Genomic DNA, 13,632 nt, shown 5'->3' with positions numbered 1-13,632 from the left:
GCGTCAATATGCTCCGGACGAGGGACAGACGGCGGCCAGCGCAAAGGCGGGCCGACGCAAACGCGAGAGTCGGGGAGACGCATGCAGGAGAAGAACGGCGAGAACAGGCCGCGACCCAAGCTTCCGGCACTGTCGGAGACGCCGAAGTACCTGCGCGAGTACCCGCGGGCCTACCTCAACGTGCGCGTGCTCGACCCGCTGACCGCCTACCAGGTGATCGGCCAGCCGACCGTCCAGCCAGCCGCCTTCGTCGCCGACTCACTCCTCGTGCGCGGCTTCGCGAAGGAGACAGAGGACGCGCTCGCCGCGGTCGCAGCCGAGGCCGGCTTCCGGGTCCAGTTCGACGACCAGGTCGCCAAGGCGGAGGAGGCGGCCCTCAAGCGCGCCGCCCGACACCTGAGCGACGCGGAGATCGCGGACCTGCGCGCCGTGTGGGTGCGCCGGGTCCGCCTGGTGCCACTCAACCCCAAGAAGCCCGTGTTCCAGCCGATCGACCCGTGGCGGCTGCTGCAGGCCTACCGCGTCAAGGTGGGCAAGCGCTCCCCACGACGCCACGACGTTGCTCTCGAGCACCCGGCGTTCGCCGAGATGATCTCCGGCAACCCGGTCACCGGGGGCCATCCCGTGACCGGCGGGCACCCGGTCACCGGCGGGCACCCGGTCACCGGCGGCCATCCGGTGACCGGTGGGCACGGCATCGACCAGTACGCCATGCCGGGGTGGGGCGGCCGGCAGCCGGTCGACTGGCTGGGCCGACCGCCCACCCCGTCGTACGACGTCGCGGGTGACGCGCCCCGCCCGGTCGTTGCCATCCTCGACACAGGCATCGGCAAGCACCCGTGGCTCGACGCCTCCTACGTCAAGCACCACGTCAAGGTGGAGCGGCTCGACGTCGGTGTGGACGTGCTGACCGCCGAGGAGCGGCTACGCGGCGTCGACAACGAGCTGACCGGCGAGCTCGCGCCCGATGCCGGCCACGGCACGTTCATGGCCGGGCTCGTCCGTCAGCAGTGCCCTGAGGCACTGATCCTCGACATCCCCACCTACGGCAACGACGGTCAAGTCGCCGAGGCGGACCTGCTCGGGTGCTTGCAGCGGCTCGCCCTCCGACAGATCCTGGCCCGCAAGGACGTCAATGGCTACGAGCCGGTCGACGTCGTGTGCCTCTCGCTCGGCTACTACCACGAGCAACCGGGGGACCGTGCCTTCGATGCGCTGCTGCTCGGTCCGCTGCGGCTGCTCGGGCGTTACGGCGCCGCAGTGGTGGTTTCCTCCGGCAACGACGCCACCAGCCGGCCGGCGTTCCCGGCCGCGTTCGCCCCGCATCCGCGCGGCCGCGTCAAGGACGACCCGGCGGTCGTGCCGGTGAGCACGGTCGGCGCCCTCAACCCGGACGGCACGATCGCGCTGTTCAGCAACGACGGCCCGTGGGTGAAGTACCTCCGCCCAGGCGCCGCGCTGGTCAGCACGTTCCCCGAGACCTACAACGGCTCGGCCGAGCCGACGTACTCGGTGCGCAGCAAGCGCCGCGAGATCCGCTCCTCCCTGGACCCTGACGACTTCATCTCCGGGTTCGGTGTCTGGAGCGGTACGTCGTTCGCGGCCCCGGTCCTCGCCGGAGAGGTGGCCTCCGCGCTGGCCACGGCCTACCGCGACGGGGAGCGTGACACGTCGACAGGCAAGGCAGTCGAGCGACTTCGGACGATCCTCGAGCAGCTCAAGGGCAGGAGGCCGTGATGATCGCCGCGCATCCCGAGGGCGGCACCCTGGTCGGCCGGGCGACAGACGCGTTCACCCGGTACCGCGCGGGCGAGCGGTCCGCGCTCGACGAGCTGGTCGAGACGGTCACCCCGTTGCTGTGGCGCACCGTCCGCGAGACCGGGCTCGACACCTCGGCCGCCGAGGACGTCGTGCAGACGGTCTGGCTCTCCTTGCTGCGGAAGGCCGAGACCATCCGTGACCCGCACTCCGTCGTCAAGTGGCTGATCATCTCCGCTCGACGCGAGGCCTGGCGGGTCTCCAAGCGGGTCCGCACCGACGTGGTCCGCACCGCCGCCGTCTTCGGCGTCGACGCGGAGGAGACCCTCGACCTCCCCGATCAGCGGGAGTCTCTGCCCGAGGAGACGGTCTTCCGCGACGAGCAGCAGCGTCAGCTCTGGCACCACGTGCAGGAGCTGCCCGCCCGCTGCCGTCAGCTCATCAGCGTCATCGCCTTCGCCGACCGGCCCGACTACTCCCTCATCGCGGAGTCGCTCGGAATGCCGGTCGGCAGCATCGGACCCACCCGCGGTCGGTGCCTCGCAAAGTTGCGCGGCCTGCTCGCCGGCGATCCCCACTGGGAAGGACAGCTGTCATGACCGACCTCACTCCTCACGGCGGATCCGACCCGGCCGACGCACCCCTCGACGCTACTGACCAGGCCGTGCTCGCCGAAGTGGCCACGATGCTCGACGACGTCGACCCGGTTCCCGCCGACCTGGTCGAGCGGGTGCAGTTCGCACTGGCGCTCGACGCGATGTACGACGAGGTGGCGCAGATGACCCGGATGCTCGATGACGCGCTCGCCGTGCGCACAGACCTGGCGGACGCCGTGCGTACCGAGACGCTCACGTTCTCCGCCGAACGGCTCACGGCGATGGTCACCATCTCGGCCTCCGGCCCCGGACAGGTGCGGATCGACGGCTGGGTCACCCCCGCCGGCGTACGTCGAGTGAGCCTGCGGATGCAGGGTTCGGACCGAGAGGTGACCTGTGACGAGAGCGGCCGGTTCGTCGCGGCCGGCGTGCGCGAGGGGTTCGTGCAGCTGATCTTCCACCCGACGGACACCGAGGACGACGGCGGTTTGGTAGTCACTCCCCTGTTCAAGCTGTAGTTTCACCCGCGTGGCGACGGGTCCGGACGGAGCACCCGAGCCCGCGACCGGTGTGGTGCCCGGACCCGGGCTCGATGCCGCGCTGCTGGACGGTGAGGTGGACAGGGCCGTCGCGATCTTCCTGGCCGGGCAGGCCGCCACCGCCGCCCGCCTGCTGCGCGTCGTACGCCGGGAGGCCGAGCGGCTCGGCGACGACAGGAGCGCACTGGTCGTGGTGGCGCGCAGCTGCATCAGCGAAGCGGCTCCGCACTTCGACGTCAGCGGGGACATGGACGGCGCCCTGGCGCTGCTCGACCGGGCCGACGCGATCGCGCACGAGATCGGCGCGGTCGACCTGCTGGCGCGGTCCGCGGGCCAACGGGCGCTGGTCGTGCTCCGGTCCGGGGACACCCGAGCGGCCTTCGGCGCCTTCGACCGGGCGGTCGCGCTCATCGACGGGGCGGCTCCGCGCGACCGTGCGTTGATCATGCTCAACCGGGGCGTGCTGCACCTCGAGCAGGCCGACCTCGAGCGCGCCGGTGCCGACCTCGCCCGGGCCGCTCAGTACGCCGATGCCGCCGACGAGCCCCGGGTGGCCGCGATGGCCCGGCACAACCTCGGCTACATCGACTTCCTGGCCGGCCGGCTGCCCCGGGCACTGGCCACCTACGAGGAGGCGGCCCGGACCATCCCCGGCGGACCGCACCCGGCCATGCAGCTCGACCACGCCCGGGCGCTGCGCGAGGCCGGACTGGTCCGGTTCGCCGACGAGCTCCTCGCCCAGGCGGGCTCACGGGTCCGTGAGTCGCGGCTGTTCCAGGACCTGGGCGAGACCGAGCTGGTGCGCGCGGACTGCGCACTCTCGGCGGAGGAGCCGAAGCTCGCCCGGGCGTTCGCGACGTCGGCGCGGCGCCGGTTCGAGCGGCGAGGCAACCTGCGGTGGCAGCGCAAGGCGGAGCTCATGGTGCTGCGTAGCGAACGAGCGGCCCTGGCCGACCGGGCTGTCGGCGGCCGACGTACCGCCCTGCTGGCTCTGGCCCAGCGGGCCGACGAGCTGGCCGCCAGCTGTCGGCGGGAACGCCGCGCCGACCTGGCCCGCTGGGCGGAGGTGCTGGCTTCGGAGTGCCGACTCGCCGCGGGGGAGGCCGCCGGCGGGGCGACGACCCGCCTGCGTGCCACCGACCCCCTGCCGGTGCGGTTGCAGGTGCGGGAGGTCCGTGCCCTGGCCGCGCGCCTGGACCGGGACGACAGCCGGGCACTCGCCGAGGTGCGCCGTGGACTCGCCGAGCTGGGCTCGTTCCAGCGCAGTCTCGGCTCGCTCGATCTGCGCACCGCAGGGGCCGTGCACGGTGTCGCGCTGGCCAGGCTCGGACTCGACATCACCGTCGCCCGCGACCGTCCCGGCGACGTGCTCGCGATGGTGGAGCGGTCCCGAGCCATCTCCACACGGCTGCCGCGGGTACGCCCGCCGGACGATGCCCGCACGGCGTCGCTGCTCACCGCTCTCCGACGGGTCGAGGAGGACGCGCGCGTACTGGAGGGCGACCCGGACTCGGCGGTCGCGCTCGCCCGGCTCCGCGGTCGCGCATCCTCGCTGCAGCGAGACATCCGGGCCCGGGCCTGGGAGCTCGAGGGAGATGAGGAGGCCGACGGGGTCGAGGCACCCCACCTTTCCCACATCCGGTCCGCGGTGCGCGACACCGGCTCGGCCTTCGTCAGCTATGCCAGGCACCAGGACCGGTGGCTGGCGGTGCTGGTGCGCCGGTCCCGAGCGGCGCTCGTGCCACTCGCGTCGACCACCGAGGTGGCCGAGTCGGTACGCCGGGTCCGGGCCGACCTCGACGCTCTCGCGATGCCGCACCTGCCCGGTCCGATCGCCGACTCGGTGCGCGGTAGCCTGCGCTCCGGGCTGGCCCGGCTCGACGACCTCCTGCTGAGCGGGCTGGGCCTGGCCGGCGAATCGGTGGTGCTCTCCTGCAGCGGACCGCTGTCGGTGCTGCCCTGGTCGCTGCTGCCGTCGCGGGTGGGGCGGCCGACGGTGGTGACACCGTCAGCGGGGACCTGGCTGCGCGGTCGGACCATCGCCCGCCCGGTAGGGCCGCGCGTGGTCGCGCTCGCCGGGCCCGGCCTGCACGAGTCCGAGAAGGAGGCGCGCGCGGTCGCGACCACCTGGCCCGGTGCCGAGCTGCTGGCCGGCGAGGCCGCCACGACCGCGGCGGCTCGCGACGCGCTGGCCCGGTCCGACGTACTCCATGTCGCGGCGCACGGCACCCACCGGCACGACAGTCCGCTCTTCAGCTCGCTGCGGCTGGTCGACGGTCCGCTGTACGCCTACGAGCTCGACCCGGCGCAGGGCATGCCGGGCTGTGTGACGCTCTCGGCCTGCGAGGCGGGGCTGGCGACGCTGCGACCCGGTGACGAGGGGCTCGGGCTCACCCACGTGCTGCTGCACGATGGTGTCGGGTCGGTGGTGGCCGGCGTCGCGCGGGTCCGCGACGACGTGGCGGCCGTGACCATGCAGCGTGTGCACGAGGAGATGGCCGGCGGCACGTCCTCGGCGGAGGCCCTCGCGGTCGCCCTCGCGGAGGCGCAGGACGCTCCCGCGCCCGCCCCCTTCGTCACGTTCGGCTCCGCCTGGTAGCGCGAGGAGTCAGGTAATCAGGCTTCTCGCCGGCGTGTCGCTGCACAGCTGACCCCTCGATCGGGGTCTGGCCGTGCGTGCGTCGCGGGCGGATCCTGGGCTCATGAGGATCGCCGTGCTGGGAACAGGGGCCGTCGGACGGAACGTGGCCGGGCGGCTGGCCGAGCTGGGCCATGACGTCGCGTTGGGCACCCGTGACCCGGAGGCAACGCGGGCGCGGGAGGACTACTCCGACGTACCGGGGACTCGGCTCGCGACGTTCGCAGACGCCGCGCGCGATGCGGACCTCGTCGTCAACGCGACGAACGGCGGCGCAACGCTCGACGTACTGTCCCGGGCCGGCGCCGACAACCTGTCCGGCAAGGTGCTGCTCGACCTGTCGAACCCGCTCGACTTCAGCCAGGGCATGCCGCCGACGCTGCTGGTCAAGGACACCGACTCGCTGGCCGAGCAGGTGCAGCGTGCCCATCCGGAGGCGCGGGTGGTGAAATCGTTGAACACGATGAACAACGCGCTGATGGTGCACCCCGAGTCGCTGGCCGACGGTGACCACACCGCGTTCGTCGCCGGCGACGACGACGGGGCGAAGGCCGTCGTGACCGGCCTGCTGGCCGAGCTCGGGCACCGAGACGTGATCGACCTCGGTGATCTTGTCGGTGCGCGCGGTGTGGAGATGATCCTGCCGTTGTGGGTGCGGCTCATGGGCACGCTGGGGACCGCGCACTTCCAGTTCAAGGTGGTGCGGTGAGGCCGGGGTGGATTACCACGGGACCGTGGTAATCGTCCGCATCCCGGGGAGAGTTCACAGGGGGAAGCGGCAGTTCACCACGGTCCCGTGGTAATTGGCCCCCAGCCCCCGTCAGCCGAACAAGTCGCCGATCACACCACCGGGGCCGCCGGAGCCGGAACCGGAGGACGGCGCCACGAACTCGAAGGGCTGTACGACGACGAAGCCGGGACCGTGGAAGGCGTACTGGAACGCCTCGCCGGAACCGCCGCGGAGCATTGACTTGAACTTCATGCTCGACACCACGTTCGGCACCAGGTTGGCCGACCAGGCGACAGCGGCCTGGACGTCGACGTAGGTCGGCTGCTGGGAACAGTCGAGAACCACCGGCTTGCCGACCGTGCACAGCGCGAGCGTCCCGGTGCCGGTCAGGGTGGTGTTGAACAGCCCGCCGGCCATCATCCCGGCGCCCTTGACCCGGTTGATGTCCCACTGCAGGGCGGCCTCGAACGCGAGCAGGTTGCGGCCGTTGACGCTGATGCCGTCCCCGGCGAGCTCGATCAGGTAGACGTAGCCGCTCTCGTTGGCGAAGAACACCTCGCCCTGGCCGGTGACCCGCATCAGCGGCATGTCCTCGCTGGTCATCACCTTCTTGATCAGCTTGCTCATGCCGCCGGCCTTCTCGTGCAGGAACTGCACCTGACCCTGGTAGGCGACCATCGCGCCTTTGACGGCGAGCACGTCGTCGCCGAGGGCCACCCGCAGCATCTGGGAGTTCTGCAGACCGAACCGCTGCCGGCCCTCCACCTCGAGGTTGGACTGCTCGAACAGCTCGCTCTTCATGCCCGCGAGCCTATTCCGAACCGTTCGCGCACGAGAGATGCTGGAGGTCGGGAGGTCCCGTGGCAGTGACCGAGCCGGTCAACCGGCACGACCACCAGCGGCTGACCGTCGTGGCGGCCGCGGTGTCGGTGCTGCTCGTGCTCGGGCTGCCGCCGCTGGTCGGGCACCTGCTCTCGCTCGTGCCGCCCGTCGACCCGCCGGACCGGTTCCCGCTGACCGAGCGTGCGAAGCGGGTCGCCGAGCTGCCGGGGGCCAGCATCCTGCAGGACCGGGTGATCCTGTTCCTCACCCCCGACATGCACGCACCCGTCTTCCGGCCCTCACAGCGGGTGGACCCGCGGGAGTCGGCCGGCCAGCTGGTGCCGCTCGGGGTCAGCGGCCTGCTGCCGATGAACCCCTACCTGGCGCCGTACGCCGCCGCCGGCATCGCCGACGGACTGTGGCCGGGCGACAAGGTCTACACCAACCTCGGCGCGCTGGTGGTCGGCTGCCTGCCCCGGTACGACGACCCGCGAGGCGAGTGCACACCGACGCTGCTGACCCGACAGCCGAACGCCTACTTCGCCTACCCACGCTCGTGGGGGACCTCCACGTTCCTGGAGCCCGGCACCGCCATGCAGGCGCAGATCTACGAGGTGCTCGGCGGCAACGTCGTGATCGGCGGCCGGCCCGGCACCGACACCGACCGGGTGGTGGTGCGGCTCGCCAACGGCTCCACGGTCACCGCCTTCACGACCGAGTCCGCGTCACCGGGCGACACCGTCTGGTGGGCGGCGGTGACCCGCGAGGCCATCGAGGCGACGGCCTACGACGCGCGGGGCAACGAGCTCGAGACCGTCGACCTCAACGGCAGCCAGCTCTGACGCTCTACGTCCCCTCGGGCGTGCCCTGCCGCCGGGCCCACCACTCGAGCAGCGCCGCCCTGGCCCGCTCCTCGGACATCGGGCCGTGGTCCATCCGCAGCTCGAGCAGGTGCCGGTAGGCCTCGCCAACCTCGCGCCCCGGCGGAAGACCGAGGATCTCCATGATCTGGTTGCCGTCGAGGTCGGGCCGGACCGAGGCGAGCTCCTCCTCCTCGGCGAGCCGCTCGATCCGGGTCTCGAGGTCGTTGTAGGTGCGCCGCAGCCGCTCCGCCTTGCGCCGGTTGCGGGTCGTGCAGTCGGCCCGGGTCAGCACGTGCAGCCGCTCGAGCTGGTCTCCGGCGTCTCGGACGTAACGCCGCACGGCGGAGTCGGTCCACTCCCCCGCGCCGTACCCGTGGAACCGCAGGTGCAGCTCCACCAGCCGGGTCACGGCGGCGATCTCGTCGTTGGAGAACCGCAACGCCTTCATCCGCCGGCGGGTCATCTTGGCGCCGACCACGTCGTGGTGGTGGAAGGTCACGGTGCCGTCGTCCTGGAACCGGCGAGTGCGCGGCTTGCCGACGTCGTGCATCAGCGCGGCGAACCGGGACACGAAGTCCGGACCGCCGCCCGGCAGCCGGTCCTCGAGCTCGATGCTCTGCTCCAGCACCATCAGCGTGTGCTCGTAGACGTCCTTGTGCCGGTGGTGCTCGTCGCGCTCGAGCGCCAGCGCGGGCAGCTCGGGCAGCACGTGGTCGGCCAGGCCGGTCTCGACCAGCAGCGTCAGGCCACGACGGGGGTACGGCGCGCAGACGAGCTTCACCAGCTCGTCGCGGACCCGTTCCGCGGAGACGATCTCGATCCGGCCGGCCATCCCCGTCATCGCGGTCACGACGGCCGGGTCGACGGCGAAGCCGAGCTGGGCGGCGAACCGGGCCGCCCGCATCATCCGCAGCGGGTCGTCGGAGAACGAGTCCTCGGGCCGCCCGGGCGTGCGGAGCAGGCCGTGCGCGAGGTCGACCACCCCGCCGAACGGGTCCTCGACGGTGTTCCCGGGCAGCGTGACCGCCATCGAGTTGACCGTGAAGTCGCGGCGGCCCAGGTCGCCCGCCAGGGTGTCCCCGAAGTCCACGGTTGGCTTGCGCGAGGCCGCGTCGTACTCCTCGGAGCGGTAGGTCGTGATCTCCACCTGGTAGTCGCCCTTGCGGGCCCCGATCGTGCCGAACGCCCGACCCATGTCCCAGGTCGCGTCGGCCCAGCCCTTGAGCAGCCGCTCGGTGGTGTCCGGGCGTGCGGAGGTGGTGAAGTCGAGGTCGTTGTGCAGGCGGCCCAGCATCGCGTCGCGGACCGGGCCGCCGACCAGGGCGATCTGCTCGCCGGCGGCGGCGAACCGGGAGCCGAGCTCGTCGGTGACCGTCGCGATCGCGTCGAGCGCGGCGAGGGCCCGCTGCTGCATCTCGGGCACGCTGGGCAGCGTCACCGCGGGCGCGAGAGCGTTCGGGGAGGAGGGCTCGGACACGGGAGGCCACTCTATCCGTGACCGGCGGCCACCCGATCGCGCCCGCTCCGGCCCGGCGACCGCCGGGCCGGCGACGCGCAGGCCGTACGGCGTCGCGGTCGATCCGGATGGTTAGCCTTGCCCGTGTGACCCGCCCCGTGATCGCGCGCGCTGCCGCATGCCTTGCGCGCGGCGTGCTGGCCGGGGTCGTCGCCGCCGTCGCGCTGGCGCTGACCCTGGGATTCGCGCCGGGCGCGACCGCACCGGCCGCTGCGCTGCCGCGTGGGGGCGTGGACGACAGTCCCCTCGGCGTCACGCTCGACACCCTGACCCCGTCGGTGATCCCGCAGAGCGGCCCGATCACGATCCGGGGGGAGGTCACCAACCGCAGCGAGGACACCTACACCGACCTCCAGGTCTACCTGTTCCACTCTCAGTCACCGATCACCTCACGCGCCTCCCTCGCCGAGGCGGTCACGACCGACCCCGAGACCGACGTCGGACCCCGGGTGACGCCCGAGGGCCGCTTCGACGAGATCGGCGACCTCGAACCGGGGGAGACCACGTCGTACTCCGTCACCGTGCGCCGCAGGGACCTCGCGATCACCGGCGACCCGGGCGTCTACTGGGTCGGCGCCCACGTGCTCGGTGCGGTCGACGGGGTTCGCACCGGTCTGGCGGCCGGCCGTGCCCGGTCGTTCATGCCCCTCGTGCCGGCGACCGCCCCCACCGCCGACCTGGGCATCGTGGTGCCGCTGCGTGAGCGGGTCCGCCGGGGCGCCGACGGGAGCCTGCTCGGGCTCGGCCACTGGCAGCGTTCGCTGGTCAGTGACGGCCGCCTGGGCCGGATCGGGCAGTTCGCGGCCGGGTCGAGCGGGCCGTTGTCCTGGCTGGTCGACCCCGCGGTCCTCGACGCGGTGGGGTCCGTCGCCGCCGACGACCCGCCGCGGTTCATCGGTCCGGACGGCACCGGTCCCGGCCAGAACGAGCCGTCGGAGTCCGCGTCGGAGTCCCCGAGCGAGACCGCCGACCCCGGGGACTCCGAGGGCTCGGACGACGAGGAGACCGACGAGCCGTCCGCCGAGGCCGAGAACGCCCGCTCCTGGCTCGACGCGTTCGTCGCGGACGTGCAGGACGACGCCGTGCTCGCCCTTCCGTACGGCGACGTGGACGTGCCCGCCTTCAACGGCAACCAGCTGCACGGCACCGTGCGGCAGGCGCAGCGGCTCAGCGCCGACACGATGGCCGGCCTCGAGGTGGAGATGACGCCCGCCGTCGCCCCGCCCGCCGGCTACCTGCCCGGCCGGGCCCTCTCCCGCGTCGCTCCCGACACCGCCGTGCTGATGAGCGACCTCGCGATGCCGACCGTGGAGGACACGGTGGTGAGCCGTCCGGACGGCACCCGGGTGGTGCTCACCGACACCGCGGCCGCGAGCGGGGGACCCGGCCCGCAGAGCCGGACCAACCTGCTCGCGCTCCGGCAGCGGATCCTGTCCGACCTCGCGCTCACGGCGCTCGCCGGTGACACCCGCCAGCCCGTTGTGGTCACCCTGCCGTCGGGGTTCGACCCCGGCGAGGACTGGCAGACGGCCGACTTCTTCGGCGGCCTCGACCAGCCCTGGCTGCGGCAGATCGATCTCGACGAGCTGCTCGCGGACGGGCCGTTCCCGGCCAGCGACCAGGCGCCGCTCTACCCCGCGTCCCAGCGCGACCTCCACGTGCCGCTGGCCAACCAGCTCGCGACCCGGGAGCTCGGTGAGGTGGGCCGCGTGTACGCCGAGCTGTTGTCCGACAACGACTCGGTCGCCGACGAGCTCGCCAAGCAGGGGATGCTCGCGTCGTCGTACTTCGTCCGTCGTCGCCCGGGGGCCGCGCTGAACCGCACCCGCAACGCCGCCGTGTCGGTACGCCGCACGTGGCAGGAGGTGAACGTCGACGGGCCGCCGTTCGTGCGGATGACCAGCCAGACCGGGCCGATCTCGATCACCGTGGAGAACGGGCTCGACGTGCCCGTCACGGTCGGGCTCGAGGCGACCACCCGCGACCCCGAGCTGACCATCGCCACCCCCGAGCCGATCAACCTCGGTCCCGGGGAGCGCGCGCCGATCCGGCTGCAGGCCGACGCGAACAGCATCGGCGTGCACACCGTGACCATCGCCGCGACCACGGAGCAGGGCTCGCGGCTGGGTGCCGACACCCAGTTCACGGTGCGCACCAGCAACGTCGGCACGTTCGTGTGGATCGTGGTCGGCCTCGGCTTCGCGGTGCTGGCCGTGGCGATCGTGATCCGGCTGGTCCGCCGGGTGCGCGCCGCGGCGGCGCGGCGGGCGGGCGGGCCGGACGACCCCGGCGACGACCCGGGCACCGGCCCTGGCGGTGACGGGGAGCAGCAGGCGAGCCGTCCCGTCGAGGGAGCGACTTCGTGAGCAGCGCACCCGGCGAGGCCGCGGGCACGACCCCCGAGCCTCGCGCGGACAGCACGCTGCTGTCCGCGAGCGCGGTGATGGCCGCCGGCACCGTGGTCTCCCGGCTCAGCGGTTTCGTGCGCAACGCACTGCTGGCCGCCGCGATCGGCTTCGAGCTGCACGCCGACGTGTTCAACATCGCCAACACGGTGCCGAACATGCTCTACATCCTGCTGGCGGGCGGCCTGTTCAACGCCGTGCTGGTGCCCCAGCTGGTCCGCGCGATGAAGAACGACGCGGACGGGGGTGAGGCCTACGCCCAGCGCATCGTGACCCTCGCCGGCCTGTTCCTCGCCGTCGTGACCGCCGTGCTCGTGATCGCGGCCCCGCTGCTGATGCGGCTGTTCCTCGCCGACGCGTTCTTCACCCCCGAGCTCGCCGAGCAGCGCGCATCCGTGATCGCGTTCGCCCGCTACTGCCTGCCCCAGGTGTTCTTCTACGGGATGTTCGTGCTGCTCGGGCAGATCCTGATCTCGCGGGGCCGGTTCGCCCCGATGATGTGGGCCCCGATCGCCAACAACATCCTCTCGATCGGCGCGTTGGTGGCGTACCTGTTCCTGTTCGGCCCGGCCGCCGGCAAGGAGCTCACCGGCGGCTTCACCCCCGGGCAGGAGCTGCTGCTGGGGCTCGGGTCGACGTTGGGCATCGTCGCCCAGTTCCTGGTGCTGCTGCCCTACCTGCGTGCGGTCGGCTTCCGCTACCGGGCCCGCTACGACTTCCGCGGCACCGGGCTGGGGCACACCCTCCGGCTGGGTGTGTGGACGGTGCTGTTCGTGGTGGTCAACCAGGTCGCCTACACGGTCGTGGTGAACCTCGCGTCCAGCGGCACGGCGGATGCGGTCGCCGGCGCCGCGGGTGGCGGGAGCGGCACCGGCTACTCGATCTACTCCAGCGCCTTCCTGGTGATCATGGTCCCGCACGCGATCATCACGGTGTCGCTGGCGACCGCGATGCTCCCGCGGCTCTCGGCCAGCGCCGCCGACGGCGACCTCGGCGCGGTGTCGCAGGGGGTGGCGTCCACGCTGCGCCAGGCGCTCGCCCTGATCGTGCCGGTCGCGGTGCTGATCCCGATCGTCGCCCTCGACCTGGCCAGCCTCATCTGGGGGTACGGCGCGGCCACCTCGACGTACCCCGACACCGCCCTCGCCCTGGCGCTGTTCGCCCCGGGCCTCGTGCTCTTCACCAGCCACTACCTGATCCTGCGTGGCTTCTTCTCGCTCGAGCGCACCCGCACCGTGTTCTGGATCCAGTGCGTGATCGCCGGGACCAACATCGTGCTCGCGCTGGCCCTGACCCGCAGCCTCGGCACCGAGGGCACTGCGTTCGGGTTGGTGCTGGCCTACGGCGGCGCGTACCTGGCCGGCGTGCTGGTGTCCTACCTCTGGCTGCGGCACGTGCTGGGCGGCCTGGAGACCGGTGCGCTGGCCCGGTTCGGGCTCCGCCTCCTGGTCGCCGTCGGGGTCGCCGGGCTGGCCGGCTGGGCGGTCCGGCAGGGCCTCGAGCAGGTGCTCCCGGCCGACGGGAAGCTCGCCGCCGTGCTGGTCGTGACGGTCGTCACGATCGCCGGCGCGGCCGTGTACCTGGGGATGAGCCGGGTACTTCACCTGGGAGAGGTCACCGCCGTACTGCGCCTCGTGACCGGCCGCTTCCGTCGGTGACCGCGTCGTCCCCGCCGTGACTCAGCCGTGGCTCGGCCGTGAAGGAGCCGTTGGCAGGCACGCCCTAACATGGCGAACAGGCCGGGCGACTGGGTGACCCGGTGCTG

General features: G+C 72.5%; 10 protein-coding genes. 8 read left to right on the top strand and 2 right to left on the bottom strand.

The window, feature by feature from the left end; translation table 11 throughout:
* The first annotated feature begins 81 nt into the window (after positions 1-81).
* The 5 genes from VFH10_RS07410 to VFH10_RS07390 all read left to right on the top strand — a co-directional run bounded on the left by VFH10_RS07410 (position 82) and on the right by VFH10_RS07390 (position 6,240).
* On the top strand, positions 82-1,737 hold the full coding sequence (locus VFH10_RS07410; protein ID WP_325127466.1) for a S8/S53 family peptidase: 1,656 nt from the start codon (positions 82-84) through the stop codon (positions 1,735-1,737).
* Positions 1,737-2,357 (top strand): sigma-70 family RNA polymerase sigma factor, encoded by a 621-nt coding sequence (locus VFH10_RS07405; protein ID WP_325127464.1) that lies wholly within the window; start codon positions 1,737-1,739, stop codon positions 2,355-2,357. The genes VFH10_RS07410 and VFH10_RS07405 overlap by 1 nt, the downstream gene beginning before the upstream one ends.
* A complete protein-coding gene (locus tag VFH10_RS07400) occupies positions 2,354-2,872 on the top strand; it encodes a hypothetical protein (protein ID WP_325127463.1) in 519 nt (172 codons plus the stop codon). Before VFH10_RS07405 ends, VFH10_RS07400 begins: the two co-directional genes overlap by 4 nt.
* A gap of 10 nt (positions 2,873-2,882) precedes the next feature.
* A complete protein-coding gene (locus tag VFH10_RS07395) occupies positions 2,883-5,492 on the top strand; it encodes a CHAT domain-containing protein (RefSeq protein WP_325127461.1) in 2,610 nt (869 codons plus the stop codon).
* A gap of 103 nt (positions 5,493-5,595) precedes the next feature.
* A complete protein-coding gene (locus VFH10_RS07390; RefSeq protein ID WP_325127460.1) occupies positions 5,596-6,240 on the top strand; it encodes an NADPH-dependent F420 reductase in 645 nt (214 codons plus the stop codon).
* Positions 6,241-6,351: 111 nt separating this feature from the next.
* On the opposite strand, the gene VFH10_RS07385 is transcribed toward VFH10_RS07390, so the two are convergent.
* Positions 6,352-7,062, bottom strand: coding sequence for an AIM24 family protein (locus VFH10_RS07385; protein ID WP_325127458.1), 711 nt, complete (start codon positions 7,060-7,062; stop codon positions 6,352-6,354).
* 59 nt (positions 7,063-7,121) lie between these two features.
* On the opposite strand from VFH10_RS07385, the gene VFH10_RS07380 reads away from it, so the two are divergent.
* The gene (locus tag VFH10_RS07380; protein ID WP_325127455.1) at positions 7,122-7,925 is read left to right on the top strand and encodes a hypothetical protein; all 804 of its coding nucleotides are present in this window, start codon (positions 7,122-7,124) and stop codon (positions 7,923-7,925) included.
* A 4-nt stretch (positions 7,926-7,929) separates the two neighbouring features.
* Here VFH10_RS07380 and VFH10_RS07375 read toward each other — a convergent pair whose 3' ends face one another.
* Positions 7,930-9,360 carry a CCA tRNA nucleotidyltransferase gene (locus VFH10_RS07375; protein ID WP_325127471.1) on the bottom strand — a complete coding sequence of 477 codons (1,431 nt, stop codon included), beginning with the start codon at positions 9,358-9,360 and terminating at the stop codon, positions 7,930-7,932.
* Positions 9,361-9,548: 188 nt separating this feature from the next.
* On the opposite strand from VFH10_RS07375, the gene VFH10_RS07370 reads away from it, so the two are divergent.
* Both VFH10_RS07370 and murJ read left to right on the top strand, forming a co-directional pair.
* Entirely contained in the window at positions 9,549-11,828 is a 2,280-nt protein-coding gene (locus VFH10_RS07370) for a DUF6049 family protein (RefSeq protein ID WP_325127454.1), read from the top strand.
* On the top strand, positions 11,825-13,525 hold the full coding sequence (gene murJ / locus VFH10_RS07365) for a murein biosynthesis integral membrane protein MurJ (RefSeq protein WP_325127453.1): 1,701 nt from the start codon (positions 11,825-11,827) through the stop codon (positions 13,523-13,525). Before VFH10_RS07370 ends, murJ begins: the two co-directional genes overlap by 4 nt.
* Positions 13,526-13,632 lie beyond the last annotated feature (107 nt).

The organism is Nocardioides sp., from assembly GCF_035697785.1.
Taxonomy (GTDB): Bacteria; Actinomycetota; Actinomycetes; order Propionibacteriales; family Nocardioidaceae; genus Nocardioides_B.
Note: the sequence above shows the minus strand (reverse complement) of the source record. Positions and strands in the feature narration are given on the sequence as shown.